The sequence below is a fragment of the Mesorhizobium sp. WSM4887 genome (assembly GCF_029625865.1).
Taxonomy (GTDB): domain Bacteria; phylum Pseudomonadota; class Alphaproteobacteria; order Rhizobiales; family Rhizobiaceae; genus Mesorhizobium.
In genome coordinates this window covers 263,488-277,730 of sequence record NZ_JARTVP010000006.1, presented here as the reverse complement: position 1 = coordinate 277,730, position 14,243 = coordinate 263,488, and the positions used below count along the sequence as shown (strand labels likewise).

At 58.4% G+C, this 14,243-nt stretch carries 11 protein-coding genes; 8 read left to right on the top strand and 3 right to left on the bottom strand.

Annotated features, from left to right (window positions below; genetic code table 11):
* The first annotated feature begins 181 nt into the window (after window positions 1-181).
* Window positions 182-613 carry a heme-binding protein gene (locus tag P9230_RS22595; protein WP_278055838.1) on the top strand — a complete coding sequence of 144 codons (432 nt, stop codon included), beginning with the start codon at window positions 182-184 and terminating at the stop codon, window positions 611-613.
* A 251-nt stretch (window positions 614-864) separates the two neighbouring features.
* Here the strand turns inward: P9230_RS22595 and P9230_RS22590 are convergent, their stop codons facing one another.
* On the bottom strand, window positions 865-1,371 hold the full coding sequence (locus tag P9230_RS22590) for a flavin reductase family protein (protein ID WP_278055836.1): 507 nt from the start codon (window positions 1,369-1,371) through the stop codon (window positions 865-867).
* A gap of 42 nt (window positions 1,372-1,413) precedes the next feature.
* Entirely contained in the window at window positions 1,414-2,850 is a 1,437-nt protein-coding gene (locus tag P9230_RS22585) for an NAD-dependent succinate-semialdehyde dehydrogenase (RefSeq protein WP_278055834.1), read from the bottom strand.
* 238 nt (window positions 2,851-3,088) lie between these two features.
* Between P9230_RS22585 and P9230_RS22580 the strand changes: the two genes are divergently transcribed.
* Entirely contained in the window at window positions 3,089-5,113 is a 2,025-nt protein-coding gene (locus tag P9230_RS22580; RefSeq protein ID WP_278055831.1) for a sigma-54-dependent Fis family transcriptional regulator, read from the top strand.
* 125 nt (window positions 5,114-5,238) lie between these two features.
* On the opposite strand, the gene P9230_RS22575 is transcribed toward P9230_RS22580, so the two are convergent.
* Complete coding sequence (locus P9230_RS22575; RefSeq protein ID WP_278055829.1) at window positions 5,239-6,222, bottom strand: D-2-hydroxyacid dehydrogenase; 984 nt, start codon at window positions 6,220-6,222, stop codon at window positions 5,239-5,241.
* 430 nt (window positions 6,223-6,652) lie between these two features.
* Here P9230_RS22575 and P9230_RS22570 point away from each other — a divergent pair, with 430 nt between their 5' ends.
* The 6 genes from P9230_RS22570 to P9230_RS22545 all read left to right on the top strand — a co-directional run bounded on the left by P9230_RS22570 (window position 6,653) and on the right by P9230_RS22545 (window position 14,017).
* The gene (locus P9230_RS22570) at window positions 6,653-7,759 is read left to right on the top strand and encodes an LLM class flavin-dependent oxidoreductase (protein WP_278055827.1); all 1,107 of its coding nucleotides are present in this window, start codon (window positions 6,653-6,655) and stop codon (window positions 7,757-7,759) included.
* Window positions 7,760-8,131: 372 nt separating this feature from the next.
* Entirely contained in the window at window positions 8,132-9,052 is a 921-nt protein-coding gene (locus P9230_RS22565) for an ABC transporter permease (protein WP_278055825.1), read from the top strand.
* Between the two features lie 5 nt (window positions 9,053-9,057).
* Window positions 9,058-9,846, top strand: a complete 789-nt coding sequence (locus tag P9230_RS22560) for an ABC transporter permease (protein WP_278055861.1) — start codon at window positions 9,058-9,060, stop codon at window positions 9,844-9,846.
* A 12-nt stretch (window positions 9,847-9,858) separates the two neighbouring features.
* The gene (locus tag P9230_RS22555; RefSeq protein ID WP_278055823.1) at window positions 9,859-10,938 is read left to right on the top strand and encodes an ABC transporter ATP-binding protein; all 1,080 of its coding nucleotides are present in this window, start codon (window positions 9,859-9,861) and stop codon (window positions 10,936-10,938) included.
* A gap of 41 nt (window positions 10,939-10,979) precedes the next feature.
* Window positions 10,980-12,578, top strand: coding sequence for a GMC family oxidoreductase N-terminal domain-containing protein (locus tag P9230_RS22550; protein ID WP_278055821.1), 1,599 nt, complete (start codon window positions 10,980-10,982; stop codon window positions 12,576-12,578).
* Window positions 12,575-14,017, top strand: a complete 1,443-nt coding sequence (locus tag P9230_RS22545; RefSeq protein ID WP_278055819.1) for an FAD-binding oxidoreductase — start codon at window positions 12,575-12,577, stop codon at window positions 14,015-14,017. The genes P9230_RS22550 and P9230_RS22545 overlap by 4 nt, the downstream gene beginning before the upstream one ends.
* Window positions 14,018-14,243 lie beyond the last annotated feature (226 nt).

The window sequence follows — 14,243 nt, the reverse complement described above, 5'->3', positions numbered from 1 at the left end:
GCGCCGGATTTCGACAAGTCGATCGCCTTCCAGGCCGCCTGCGACCTGGTGTTCAAGGGGACAGTCCAGCCCAACGGCTATACGGAGCCGGTTCTGCATAAGCGCAGGCTGGAGCTGAAAGCCAAGCCCACCGCCTGAACCAGTCCGTCATCATGATCAATGGAACATTTGGAGGCCCATCGTGTCGGAACTAAGCTTGGATGTCGCAAATGCCATCATCACCGCGTCGCTGGCCAAGGCGAAGGAAGCGCAGATGAAACCTCTCGCGATCACCGTGCTCGATGCTGGCGGGCACCTGAAAGCGTTTCAGCGGCAAGACGGCGCCTCGATGCTGAGACATCAGATTTCCGCGGGCAAGGCGTACGGGGCTCTCGGGGTTGGCAAGGGATCGCGTTGGCTACACGCTGCCGCTCTCGAGCGCCCTCATTTCATCGAGGGTTTGAATGCGGTGTCCGGCGGGCGCATCGTCCCCGTGCCTGGCGGAGTGCTGATAATTGACGGCGAAAGCAAATTGCTGGGAGCAGTTGGAGTTAGCGGAGACACCTCCGACAACGATGAAATTGCCGCGGTCGCCGGGATAGAGGCTTCGGGCCTAAAGGCTCAGGTTGACTGATCCGGCTTCAGGCGCCGGCTAGGTTCGCCGAAGGATCAGAACGTCAGTTACGACTGTCAAAGTCGGCATGTTGCGGCGGGATGCCATCCGTTCGTGAAAAGCACGCAGTACAACGAGCAGAATGGCTTGCCAAATACCCAGCGGCGAGTGCCGTTCTTTTCACACACAGCATCGAGCGGCGGCTTTTCTGCTCCGTGCGCCGATTGCCTTGGCCTAACTGCTCAAGATATCGCGATATCAGCGGCAGAGGTTCAGGAAGGCTGTTCCTCGCGGTCCTGCGCGGCAACGCTGACGAAGCCCTTCCGGTGCCAAAGAAGGCATCGGTTCGCATTCTCGTTCGGCAGAAGGATGTCGTGGATGACCCCGATAAGGATCGAATGGCTGAAGCCTTCATGAACCTTCGCGATGCGGCAGTCGAAGGCAACGGTCGCTCCGGCCAGCAACGGAGCGCCGGTCGTTTGCATTATCCACAGCGCGCCCTCGAAGCGGTCCGCGCCTCTTGCCCGGGCGAAGTGATCTGCGAAAGCCTTTAGCGCATCAGGCAGGACCGACACCCCGAAGAAGCCCTGTCGCAGAATGGCGTCGTGCGCAGTGGCGGTCTTGTTTACGCAAGCGATCAACGACGGTGGGTCGGCCGACAGGCTGCAAACAGCTGTAGCCATGAGCCCCGCGGGAATACCGTCCTCGATTGTCGTGATAGCAGTTACCGGGCCGGGGAACCGCTGCATCGCCTCCCTGAAGTCATCTGAATTGATCATGCTCGTCCTCCTCCACGCGGCCCGTTGGGGCGTCCCGTCACTTCAGTTCATGTCGTGGCTCACGAAGCGCGTGTTCAAATAGCCTTCGAGCGCTTCGATGCCGCCTTCGTAGCCGTAGCCAGAGTCCCTCACGCCGCCATACGGCGTTTCCGGCAGGCCCAGTCCGATGTGGTTGATGGAGACCATTCCCGCCTGGATGCCTTGACCGAAACGACGTGCCGTTTGGGCGTTCCGCGTCCAGGCATACGAACCGAGGCCAAATGGCAGGCGATTAGCCTCTTCGAGCGCCTCGTCGATGTCAGAGAAGCGCCGCACCAAAGCGAGGGGACCGAAAGGCTCCTCGTTCATGGCCCTCATGTCGGCTGTCACGCCCGTAAGAACCGTCGGAGCGAAGAAGAAGCCGCGATTGTTGACGCGAGAACCGCCCAAAGCAATCTTCGCGCCTTTAGCAGTCGCATCCTCAATCAGTCCTTCAACGGCCGTGCGCCGCCTTTCGCTGATAAGCGGGCCCATCTGCGTGCCCTCCGCAAGGCCGTCGCCGACCTTCAGCGCCGCCGCCTTGCGGACGAACACGTCCACGAACTCATCATGGACGTTCTCCTGGATAAGAAAACGGGTTGGCGAAATGCAAACCTGGCCAGCATTCCGGAACTTCGAGGCGACAAGCGCTGTGGTGGCGGTATCGATATCGGCGTCGTCTGCGATGATGACGGGCGCGTGTCCCCCAAGCTCCATGGTAACGCGCTTCATGTGGGATCCTGCGAGCGAGGCGAGGTGCTTGCCCACTCCCACTGACCCTGTAAACGATATCTTGCGTATCGCAGGATGCGGAACCAGGAACTCACTGACCGCGGCCGGAACGCCGAACACCAGATTGACGACTCCGGCCGGGAAGCCAGCCTCGTCAAAGCAGCGAAACAGCGCCGCGGCTGCTCCCGGGGCCTCTTCCGGGCCCTTGATGATGATCGAACAGCCAGCGGCGACGGCTGGTCCCAGCTTTCGAATGATCTGGCTTGCGGGAAAATTCCAGGGCGTGAATCCGACAGCCGGACCGACAGGGTCCTTGTGGGCAATTTGCTGGACACTGAGGGATCTGGCGGGGATGACACGACCGTAGGTTCGGCGCCCCTCTTCGGCGAACCAATCGAGCAGATCGGCGCAGGAATTGATTTCCAGCCGCGCTTCCGCCAGGGGCTTGCCAGCGTCGGAAGTCAGGGTCGTGGCGATAGCCTCCAGGCGTTCACGCAACAAGGACGCGGCCTTGCGAATGATCTTGCTGCGTTCATACGGCGAAGTACGGCTCCAGACCTTGAACCCTTGCACGGCAGCCTCGACCACGCGTTCAAGGTCATGGCGTGAAGCCAGTTCAACCGAGCCGATACTCTCGCCCGTCGCAGGGTTGGAGACGTCCCAGACCTTCTTGTCCGAAGATTCCGCCCACGTGCCTCCGATGTAGAGCTTAACACTCTCGTAGGTCATTCAATGCCTCCAAGGCGCAACGCGCCTGCTCCTGCAGATTTGTGAACAAGCCATGTCACGCAAGACATGTGCCAATTCGTGCGATCCCGTGGAATGGCGCAGGTTGCCTCCGACTGCGTAGAAAGCATTGGTCTCAAAATCGTCTCAAAATCGAGAATGATGAGACTCCTGCCTTTGCATTGACATTGATCGACAATCGCGCGCAGAGTTCACGCTCCGTTTCGGGAACAAAGGCCGAATGCAGGACGCAGGCGACCATTTCAAGGTGATCGAGCGAGCCGTCCTTGCGGGAGGCGACAAGGGCGATGCGGCTTGGCGGACCGAGTCATGGGCTCGATGCCTGCACGAGTATAAACTCGACCCGTCACGGCCAAATTTTATCGATCTGTCGCCGCAGGAACTGAAGGTCGAGAACGACATCTTCGACAACGACATCGCGCTCGCCGGCAAAGAGTTGGAAGCCACCCTGTCGATGATTGAAGGTGGCGGCTACAGCGCCCATATCGCCAATAGCAACGGTGTCATAATCAGCGAAAGACGGAGTCGGGATTCCACCTTTTATTGCAGTTCCGATCGCGTCGGAGCGGTTTGGTCGGAGAGGGTAGGGGGGACCAACGGCATCGGAACCGCCTTGGCGATGCTGGCACCTGCTGCAGTTTATCTGGCCGACCATCTGTATGCGGACCTCACGGGTCAGGCTTGCGCTGCAGCACCCTTTTTTGGACCCGATGGTCAAGTCTTGGGGATAATCAACCTCTCCACCCAGAACCCGGGACTGCCTCAATTGGCCCACCGTGTAGTTGCGGGTGTGGCCCAAATCACCGCTCACCGCCTGGAGAACAGGTATTTTCGCGACACTTTCCGCAAGAACTTTATACTCACCATCGCGGGCGATCAGGCTACACCGGCGATGGTCGCCTTCGATGCAGACTATCGGATAGTTGGTGCTACACGGGCTGCGCGAGCGCTGTTGCGTCTCGACGACTCGACCGTCGGTTCCAGAAGCCTATGGGGCGTGTTTGAGAAATCGCGGGGCAATCCTACACTGGATGCCCTTTGCGAGACTGTACGGGAACTCAGGCCGCTGGGCAGTGGGGAAGCGCTCGGTATAACTTTTCAGCGTCCCACTTCAATGGCAACCGTTTCCGGAAAGAACCTTTCCGTGCAACGGGTGCCATTGAAGCAGGCTAGGCGGATCGCAACGCTGGCCGAATGTGCGGGAAACGACCCGCAGATGAAGCGTAACCTGGAGATACTCCGTAAGGTATTCGGCTGCGGGCTTCACTTACTGCTTCTCGGCGAGACAGGGGTTGGCAAAGATACCCTTTCGCGCGCCTTGCATCAGGAAAGTGAGCGGGGGGCGGGACCGTTCGTCGCGTTCAACTGCAGCGCGGTGCCGGAATCCCTGATCGACAGCGAGCTTTTCGGGTACAGTAGCGGCGCGTTCACCGGGGCAAACAAAGACGGAAACGCTGGCCGGATCGTGGAAGCCGACAAAGGAACGCTTTTCCTTGATGAGATCGGCGACATGCCGCTGGCGCTACAGACGAGGCTACTGCGTTTCCTTGAAACCCAGGAAGTGATGCCGTTGGGTTCCGGCAAGGCCAGAATGGTCGACGTCCAGATCATTGCAGCCACGCACCAGAATCTGGCGGAAAAGGTCTCCAAGGGAACGTTCCGACAAGATTTGTTCTACCGTCTGGCGGGCACGATCATTACCGTTCCCCCTCTGAGAGAAAGGACAGATCTCGATTTCATCATCGAGACCATTCTGGAGCAGGTTTCAGAGGGAAAGCCGCTGCTGATGAGTGTCACTGCTCGCGCCGCGCTCCTCGAACACGATTGGCCAGGAAATATCAGGGAGCTTCGGAATGTGCTTACCCGGGCCGCCCGCCTAGCCGAGGGCGGCAGAATCGAACTGGGCGACTTGATGATTTCAGCCGCCAGCACTCCGATGGCTCCCCCTCCGATCGAGGCCGACCCGCAAAATGGCCAAGGAGCCCTGCGATACGGCGATGACCGGCAATGGGGCGTGACAGGCCCTTGCGAACCCGCCTCGAACAAACGGACGCTGGCGCGCGATCCTGCAAAGCCATTGACTGCTCATAAGCTCGCCGCCTTGCGAGCCGAGCGCGAGGAAATGGCCCGGGTCATCGAGCGCGAGGGCGATGTCATGTCGTGGGCGAACGCGCTGGGTATGAGTCGGGCGACCTTCTACCGGAAGGTCAAGCAGCATCAATTGTCGTTGAACGCGCCGAACTAAAGCGCGTGTCGAGCCGATCTCGCGTGCTGATGAAGGGCCTCATACCTTCCAGCACCGAAGACACTGCGTGAAATGCCAATGACAGCTTTGCGGCGTCCAAGAAGGTCGGTATTGCCGAGTTACGCTCAATACCCGGCAATGGGATCGACAACGTTCAGAAGGTCCTCGCCCGCTTCCAACCGACGGACGTTCTCGGCAAATATGCTCAAGCAGCGATCGATGTATCCGTCGTGGTCGTCGCAGGAAATGTGAGGGAAGATCATAAGGTTCGGCGCCTCCCAAAGCTCGTCGTCGGGTGAAAGCGGCTCCTGATCGAACACATCCAGGATCGCGCAACCGATGCGGCCCTCCTTCAGGGCTGCAATGAGCGCCTTGTAGTCCATCACCCCGGAACGGGCGATATTGAAGACGCTGGCACCGGCCTTCATGAGCGCCAGCCTTTCCTCTGAGATCAGCCCGCGGGTTTCGCGGGTCAGTGGACATGACATCACCAGACAGTCAGCTTTCGGGAGGAGGTCATCGAGTCTGTCCGAGGTCCAAACCTCGTCGAAATCAGCGTTTGCTGCACCCGATCTGCTGATGCCCAGAGCGGTCACGCCGAATGGTTTCACTTTGCGGGCGATCGCGGACCCCAATGCGCCGGTTCCCACGAACAGTGCGGTTTTATCCTTCACACCGGTGGTTAATCGCGGATCCCAAATGCTGCGGCGTTGATTGAACGCATGCCGCGGTACCTCCTCAATTGCCATCAATACGGCCATGGCGCCAAAGGTACCACCCTTGTCCGCATGGACACCGCTACTGTTGGTGAGATTGGCCCCCTGTGGGAGCCAATCCAGCGGCATGTACTTTTCTACTCCCGCGCTCGTGCAATGAATGAAGCGCAGCCTTTTTCCATAATTTCTGATCCGATCTGGATCGAAACCGGAGCCGATGAAGTAATCCGCCGCCGACAGCCGTTCATAGTCGGGATCACACTCGGGCCTGACCGAAATGTCGGCCCTCATGCCCTTCGCAGCCAGCGCCTTTCGCACGGAGGCCTCCCCGACGTAGTATGGAGAAGCTTCCGGGAGCTTGTTTTCGACGTAGACAAATTTTGTGCCTGCCATTCAACTCTCCCAGGTTTGCAGTCACGGTCCGGCAAGTTTCGTGCCACTGGCCGGAGGAGCAGACGGCACTCGATGACTGTCGACCACGCCGCCGTTGGTCGCAAGTCTGGAGCGTCTGGGGCATTGGCGTCTTGTTTAGCCATGCCTGTAACAGACAAGGACCTGGGGCCGCTAACCACTGCTTTGCGGGGCACATACGTTGGCGGGCTTGATTTGGTGGCTTTGCGCGAGACTGTTGCGCGAGTCTTACTAACATAGTCCTTCTTTCTCATGCCTGAGACGGCGACTTATCGTCTGAGACTCATCATATGCGGGGTGGACGCCATCCCTAAGCCAATGTGATCGAACAGTTTTTTCGAATTGGCACGCGCCTTGCAGAATACATCACGCAGGTCGGGCAGGCCGATCTCAGCGTGTAGGGAGAAATTCGATGGATCTCGGTCTATTCATGATGCCGCTCCACGATCAGCGGCGCAATTTCACTGAGCTGCTGAAGCAAGACCGAGAAGCAGTCATTCTGGCAGACAGGCTCGGGTTCTCGGAAGTCTGGGTCGGCGAACACATCACGTGCTCATGCGAGCCTATCGCAGATCCGCTTCAGTTCTTTGGCTCCCTTATCCATTCGACCAAGCAGATCAAGTTCGCGACGGGGGTGCTCAACCTTCCTCAACACCATCCGGCCCGTCTGGCGGGCCAGATCGCACAGTTCGACCATATGTCCGAAGGACGGTACATCATGGGCGTCGGACCTGGCGGGCTGATCACCGACATGGAACTGTTCGGCACGAGCGAGAAGAATCGAGCCGAGATGACGACTGAATCCATCTCCATCATCCACAAGATCTGGGCTTCCGAGCCTCCCTACAACATCAAGGGCAAGTACTGGGATGTGGTGGTGGAGAAGACGCTGATCCCAAGTCTGGGGTTCGGGCCGATGCTGAAGCCGTATCAGAAGCCGTATCCGGAGCTGGCCATTTCGGTCATGAGCCCGTCCTCGTCCAGCGCCCGTCAAGCTGGTGAACAGGGCTGGAGCATCGTATCAGCCAATTTTACGCCTGTTGCGAATGTGAAGACCCATTGGGAGCAGTATGCAATTGGCTGCGAGAAGGCTGGACGGCGCCCTGACCGCAATAAATGGCGCATCGCCCGCTCAATCCTGGTCACCGACTCCGACCAAGCCGCGGCTGACTACATCGCAACCGACACCTCATCCTATCGCTGGTACTACGAGTACATCGTGGAGGACATGGCAGCTTTCAAGCTGCTCGGCGTCCTCAAGCCATCCATGAATACGCTCGATAGCGATGTCACGGTGCAAAATTGCCTGGACTGGATGGTGATTTCCGGCTCGCCAAAAACCGTTCTCGATAAGCTCGTAGCCTTCGTCGACGAAGTTGGTGGCCCATTTGGCGAACTCTTGATGACGCAGAAGGATTGGGACCAGCCGGCAATCCACAAGCGTTCCATGGAACTGCTCTCGACCGAAGTGATGCCGCGTTTGCGTCAGCACTGCCAGACGTTGCAGGCAGCTGAATGAAAAATGCGAGGCGCGCGGTGATCCGCGCCCACTCGCAATGACGGGAGCCAAGCAAGGCGACGATTGGGAGAAAGGCGATAGCGGACCCCATTTCCAAGGGTCTACATTGTAGTGCCACGCCCGGTACGGCTGGGCCTCTGGAAGCTATTGCGGTGGACCGCCTCAATGTCTTCGGCATGGTGGGGAGGCGATGAGGATCCCGGTTTGAGTTGTGGTGGCTTCAGCAGACAGTTGATGCAGACCCACATCTAACGGCATCGAAGAGGCTGGTCCGTCGGTCGCACATGAACTTTTGAACAACGCAGGCGGCCCACGGCCGCAAAACAAAAAACCGCCGTCATTGACTGGCGAAGCGGACGGGAACCACGGCCTATGGCTACTGCATCTGACTACCTCGAGGCCACGACGAAGATGAAACGGCGTACGAGCTGGACTTTTGCCATGCCAAAAGGCTTCGGTCTTGCAGCTGTGCCGCTGTCTTATCTTCTTTTTTTCTTCGTGCTGCCGGTGGTCATCCTATTCATCACCAGCTTCTTCATGGCGCGCTCGTTCGTGATCGAGCCCGTTTGGAACGTCCAGAACTATGCGAGGATTTTCGAAGCACGAGGATTCTGGCAGGCGACATGGGTGGGTTTGAAGAACGGATTTTTCACCGCGTTCTTTTCGGTCATTCTGAGTTTTCCCGTCGCGTATTACCTCGTGTATCGGGCCCGAACCAACATCATCTTGTACCTGGTCCTTCTGTCCTGGTTCTCCAGCTATCTGGTCCGCGTTTACGCGTGGCGGACAATTCTCGGCACGAACGGCGTTATCAATTCTTTCCTGATGGGCACCGGGATAGTCAGCAAGCCGGTTGAAATTATCCTCTTCAGCCCGTTCGCGACTGTCATCACGCTGATCCACATCATGCTTCCCTTCGCGCTGCTGATCCTGGTCTCATCAATGCGAGACGTTAGAAAGGAATATCTCGAGGCAGCCCGCGACCTCGGCGCGAGTGGTTTGACGGTTCTCTATAAGGTCATCCTCCCGATGACCTACAAAGGCATCGTCGGATCCTTCATGTTCAGCTTCATCCTCGCCGCCGGCGACTATTTCACTCCCCAACTGCTTGGCGGCCGCGAAGGTGTGACCAGCGGTTTGCTGATAGCGGACCAATTCCGCAGTTCGGGAAACTGGCCCCTCGGTTCCGCGATGGCGTTCGTCATGATGGCGACCTTCTTCGTGGTCTACATCCTGGTCGTTGCCATCCTCCGCTTTGCCCGCCTGGCGCCAGGCCGGCGGTATCACGGGTGATCGACATGCTGCGAACTTACCTCTCTGCCTATCTATTGTTCCTCTTCGCTCCCATCGCGATCATCGTCCTGTTTAGCTTCCACAGCACTCCGGGCTTGGTCTTTCCCATGGAAGGCCTCAGCCTGAGGTGGTACGCGCAGCTGTTTGTCAACGAAGGCTTCCTCACGTCCCTCTGGAACAGCGTTCGGGTTGGAATTCTTACATCTATCGGGACGACCATACTGGGAACGCTTACCGCGCTCGCCCTGATCCGGATGAGCGGCAAGTTCCGCACAGCGTTCGAATTCCTGAACTTCATGCCCATCGGGCTGCCGGGACTCTTTTTGGGCATCGCGCTCGTCACTTTGTTCGCTCAAATCAGCCTGCCTCGCTCGCTCGTTACCGTGACGATCGCGCATATCCTGTTCACGCTGCCCTTCTTCGTCGAGACGATGCGCTCACGCATCACCTATTTCGACCAATCATTGGAAGAGGCGGCCCGCGATCTGGGCGCCACCCAATTCCAGACGTTCAGGCTGGTCACCATTCCGATCCTGTTGCCTACGATCATCGGCGCAGCGATTCTCACGTTCGCGCTTTCGTTCGACGAATTCATCATCACGGTCTTCGTCAGCGGCAATGACACGACCCTTCCCATTTTCATCTGGTCGATGCTCAGAAAGACAGTCGATCCCTCGATCAACGCGGCAAGTGTTCTAGCGCTCGCGCTTTCGATCCTGGTGCTGTCGGCTGGCGGCCTCTCCATGTGGATGCAGCGCAAACGCGCTGTCGCATCGCGAATGACAGAAGAATAAGGGGATCCAAGAATGCCTAACAACATCGTCGAATTGATCAACATCACCAAGCGGTGGGGCGCATTCACGGGTCTGGAGAATGTCAGCCTCAGCGTACGCAAGGGCGAGATCCTGACGCTTCTTGGCCCGAGCGGCTGCGGCAAGTCTACCCTGATGAGAATTGCTGCTGGGTTTGAAACTCCTACCTCGGGAAAGGTCTTGATCGGTGGCAGTGACGTCACAGCTGTCCCCCCAGAACGCCGCCCGGTGAATATGGTGTTCCAACGCTATGCCCTGTTCCCGCATCTTGACGTCTTCGACAACGTCGCATTCGGCCTTCGGATCAAGGGCCACCCCAAGGAGAGGATCAACGCCGAAGTCAACGCGATGCTTGAACTCGTCCAGCTTCAGGAGTTCAGGAACCGTTGGATCGGTGAAATCAGCGGCGGCCAGGCACAGCGTGTCGCGCTCGCGCGCGCGCTGGTGAACAAGCCACAAGTCCTCCTCCTCGACGAGCCACTTGCGGCCCTCGATCTCAAGATCAGGCATCACATGCTCGACGAGCTCAAGCGCATCCACGTCGAAACAGGGACCACCTTCATCTACGTCACCCACGATCAGGATGAGGCGATGATCCTGTCCGATCGCGTGGTCCTGCTCAACAAAGGCGCCATCGAGCAAATAGGTACACCCAACGAAATGTATGGCGCTCCCAAGACGCTGTTCTGCGCAAAGTTCTTCGGCGAGACAAACTTGGTGACGGGCCAAGTGCGCGCAAACGATGGGGCGCTGGTCGTGGACACGCCTGTGGGACCGTCATTTGTCGGCGAACAGCCTCCTCTGGAAAACGGTTCGAAGGTGCATGTGTCAATTCGTCCGGAATCAATCGAAATCGCGTCGGCGGGATCGGGAACCGGTGCAAAGAACTCTTTCTCGGGCAAGGTGGAGGACGTGACCTTCATTGGCAGTCGAGTGGTCTACAAGGTGCGTCACTCGAACGGGACACTCTTCAAATGCCAAGAGTCCCGCTCGGCAAGCGGCATCCGTTTCTCCGTGGGCTCCGACGTAGGCCTTAGCTGGAAGCCGGAATCAGTCGTCGTTCTAGCAGATTGAAAACCGCGGCAGCTCTGCTGTCGCCGAAGGGTAGAATTTTCATGTACGATTACATCGTTGTGGGCGGTGGATCCGCCGGGTGCACGATTGCGTCCCGTTTGAGCGAAGACAGCGCTAGCCAGGTACTGCTTCTGGAGCAGGGGGATAGCGACTGGAACCCCTACATCCATATGCCCGTGACCTACTACAAGACGTCCAAGGGCAATATGCTTACCCGGTACCGTATCGAGCCTCAGGTCCACCAAGGCGGCGTCACGCCTGAGTTCGTGCAGGCGCGTGTGCTTGGTGGCGGCAGCTCTGTCAACGCCATGGTCTATATGCGTGGCTGTCCGCAAGATTACGACACTTGGGCCGCGGACGGGTGCGAAGGGTGGAGCTACAAGGATGTCCTTCCGTATTTCAAGAAAGCCGAGGACAACGAGCGTTTCAGCGGAGAGGTCCACGGTGTAGGCGGGCCGCTTGGCGTTTCCGACCAGCAACACACCCACTACCTGACAAAAGCTTGGGCAAGAGCGGCCCAGGAGCTCGGTATTAACTTCAACCCCGATTTCAACTCGGGCTCGCAGGCCGGTGTAGGTTTTTATCAATTGACGATGAGGAACGGGCTCCGTTGTAGCGCAGCCACGGCCTATCTGAAACCAGCGCGTCATCGTAAGAACCTGACGGTCCAAACCCGATCCAAAGCACTGAAAATCATTGTCGAGAATGGCCGGGCCGTCGGCGTGCAATACCTTCGCAAGGGTCAGGTGATTAGCGCGCGAGCAAACAGCGAGGTCGTTGTGTGCTCTGGTGCGATCGGTTCGCCCCACCTTCTCTTGGTTTCAGGTATCGGCCCAGCCGCCCACCTCAAGGAATCCGGTGTCCGGGTGGTTCACGACCTGCCAGGCGTGGGACAAAATCTCCAGGACCATTTCGACATGTTCCTGATCTACGAGCTGACAGGCGCTCACTCATACGACAAGTACAAGAAACTGCGATGGCAGATCGCGGCAGGCCTGCAATACGCTTTGTTCCGCAATGGGCCTGTTACATCCAACATCTGCGAAGGTGGCCTGCTGTGGTATGGAGACGCAAACGATCCGTTGCCGAGCCTGCAGTATCATTTCCTACCTGGAGCCGGTGTCGAAGAGGGATCTGAATCGGTACCCAGCGGCAATGGCTGCACGACCAATGTCTATCAGTCCCGTCCGAGGTCCAGAGGATGGGTCAGGCTCAAGAGCTCGGACCCGACGGTCTTTCCGGCGGTCGACCCAAATTACCTTTCCGAGCAATACGATGTCGAATGCCTCGCCGAAGGCGTGCGGATCGGCCAAGAAATTCTGATGCAGCGCTCAATGGAGAAGTATGTCTCCCGACCCTACCGCCCAGGGGAAGTGCTCAAGACCAAGGCCGAACGAATGCAGTTCGTTCGCGACACCGGGCAAGGCGCGCTTCATCCCTGTGGCGCCTGTCGGATGGGAAATGACGACATGGCGGTCGTTGACACGCAGTTGCGGGTGCGGGGGATCGATGGTTTGCGGGTTGCTGACACATCAGTGATGCCCCGCGTCGTCTCAGGTAACCTGAACGCGCCAACCATCATGATCGGCGAGCGAACCGCAGACTTCATTCGCGGCAACCGCAAGGGCATGGTTGGATGAGACAGCTGGAGCTGCTCTCTGCAATCGACGCAACTATCGAAGATGAATACTCGTGGTGGCAGCATGACCTTCGCAAAGGGTCCATGGTGCCGAACCAGCCGTCGATGACGGGCGAGCATCATTTCGACATCGTCGTTGTGGGGGGCGGGTTCACTGGTCTGTGGACAGCGCTGACTCTGTTGGAAAGGGCCCCGCGAACGCGAATCGCGATCGTTGAAGCTCATCGGTGCGGAGATGGGGCAAGCAGCCGCAACGGCGGGAATGTTCACGGCTACTGGGGGGCTTTGACCACCCTCGTGCCGCTATTTGGTCCGGACAAAGCTGTGGAAGCAGCCCGGCTTGGAACTTTGGCTCAGCGCAAGTTGAGCAAGTTCGCAAACAAGCCCGGACGAGATGTGTGGTGGGAGGAGAAGGGATACCTGCGTGTTGCAACGACGGCCGGCCAGCAGGGAAAACTCGAAAGCTTCCTTGCGATATCGCGGGCGCTCGGCGTTGCCGAAACCGTTCGAAGGCTTCCGATCGGCAAGCTTGCACAATATTGCTGCTCTCCGCGCTTCGTCGAAGGTTTGTTCTTCGAGGAAGGAGCGACCGTCAATCCAGCCCGCCTTGCCAATGCGCTAAGATCAGCGGTGATTAAAGCAGGCGTTGAAGTCTTCGAGGATACGCCGGTCACAGCGATCCAGGGCAAGGGCGCGCATCGCGTGCTGACAAGGCGCGGTTCAGCTGTAGCGCGCGATGTCGTTTTGGCGACTTACACAGGCGTAATGTCGGTACCTCAAGTTGCGAGGTCAACCACGCTCTTCTCGAGTTTTCCAGTCATGTCAGCCCCCAATGAGACCGAGCTGGAGCGGGCAAACTACACCGAGGCGCGGGGCCTTGCCGACCTTCGCATGTTTACCCATTACTTCCGTAGGACGCGGGACGGGCGCATGCTCATGGGCTCGGGGTCGGGGCCTATCGCATTCGGCAAGCGCCATGACGATGTTTCCCTGCGTCAAGACCCAAAGAGCGCAAAACGCGCGGCGCTCGGGCTTCAGCGATTTTTTCCTGGCGTCGCGCAAGGAGGAATAGAAGCATCTTGGGGATGGCCCATCGAGGTGTCGTCGGACCGTTTACCCTACTTCGGCACCTTGCCAGGCACTCGAATACACTATGGTTCCGGATATTCGGGGCACGGGATTAATGCGACTTGCATTGCCGGCGAATGCCTCACGTCTCGCGTCCTCGACGCGAAAGACCACTGGTTCATGTCTCCGTTCAGCCAGCGCGATCCGCTCAACTTCCCCCCAGAGCCTTTCCGCTTTGTCGGAGGTCGCCTCATCCGCAACGCAATCGTGACCTGCGAAGACTTCGAGGACGTCCAAAAGACACCTCCAGTCATTGCCCGGTCAATTGCACAGATTCCGGAAATCATGGGCCTGCGTATCGGCATGCGATGAATGTGGTAGCCACGGTTGGGGTCCGTCGAATATTCCCTCCGGGTAGGACCTCTCGGTATCCTTACCTCGCGGTCGGGTTTGCGCTGGAGGTGAAGTGCGATACGGCTGGCTATGGGACCGCGCGGCTAATGCGCCGCGGGGGGGGGGGGGGGTGGGGCGCCGGGGGGGGGGGGGGGGGATATTTTGTAAAAAAAAGTGTAAAAGACAAGCTAATTTACGGGAGATG

Bases quoted from the DNA above. Each gene is read 5' to 3' on its own strand.
- P9230_RS22590 (WP_278055836.1), bottom strand. From the start codon at position 1,371: ATGATCAATTCAGATGACTTCAGGGAGGCGATGCAGCGGTTCCCCGGC.
- P9230_RS22585 (WP_278055834.1), bottom strand. From the start codon at position 2,850: ATGACCTACGAGAGTGTTAAGCTCTACATCGGAGGCACGTGGGCGGAA.
- P9230_RS22580 (WP_278055831.1), top strand. From the start codon at position 3,089: ATGCAGGACGCAGGCGACCATTTCAAGGTGATCGAGCGAGCCGTCCTT.
- P9230_RS22575 (WP_278055829.1), bottom strand. From the start codon at position 6,222: ATGGCAGGCACAAAATTTGTCTACGTCGAAAACAAGCTCCCGGAAGCT.
- P9230_RS22570 (WP_278055827.1), top strand. From the start codon at position 6,653: ATGGATCTCGGTCTATTCATGATGCCGCTCCACGATCAGCGGCGCAAT.
- P9230_RS22565 (WP_278055825.1), top strand. From the start codon at position 8,132: ATGGCTACTGCATCTGACTACCTCGAGGCCACGACGAAGATGAAACGG.
- P9230_RS22560 (WP_278055861.1), top strand. From the start codon at position 9,058: ATGCTGCGAACTTACCTCTCTGCCTATCTATTGTTCCTCTTCGCTCCC.
- P9230_RS22555 (WP_278055823.1), top strand. From the start codon at position 9,859: ATGCCTAACAACATCGTCGAATTGATCAACATCACCAAGCGGTGGGGC.
- P9230_RS22550 (WP_278055821.1), top strand. From the start codon at position 10,980: ATGTACGATTACATCGTTGTGGGCGGTGGATCCGCCGGGTGCACGATT.
- P9230_RS22545 (WP_278055819.1), top strand. From the start codon at position 12,575: ATGAGACAGCTGGAGCTGCTCTCTGCAATCGACGCAACTATCGAAGAT.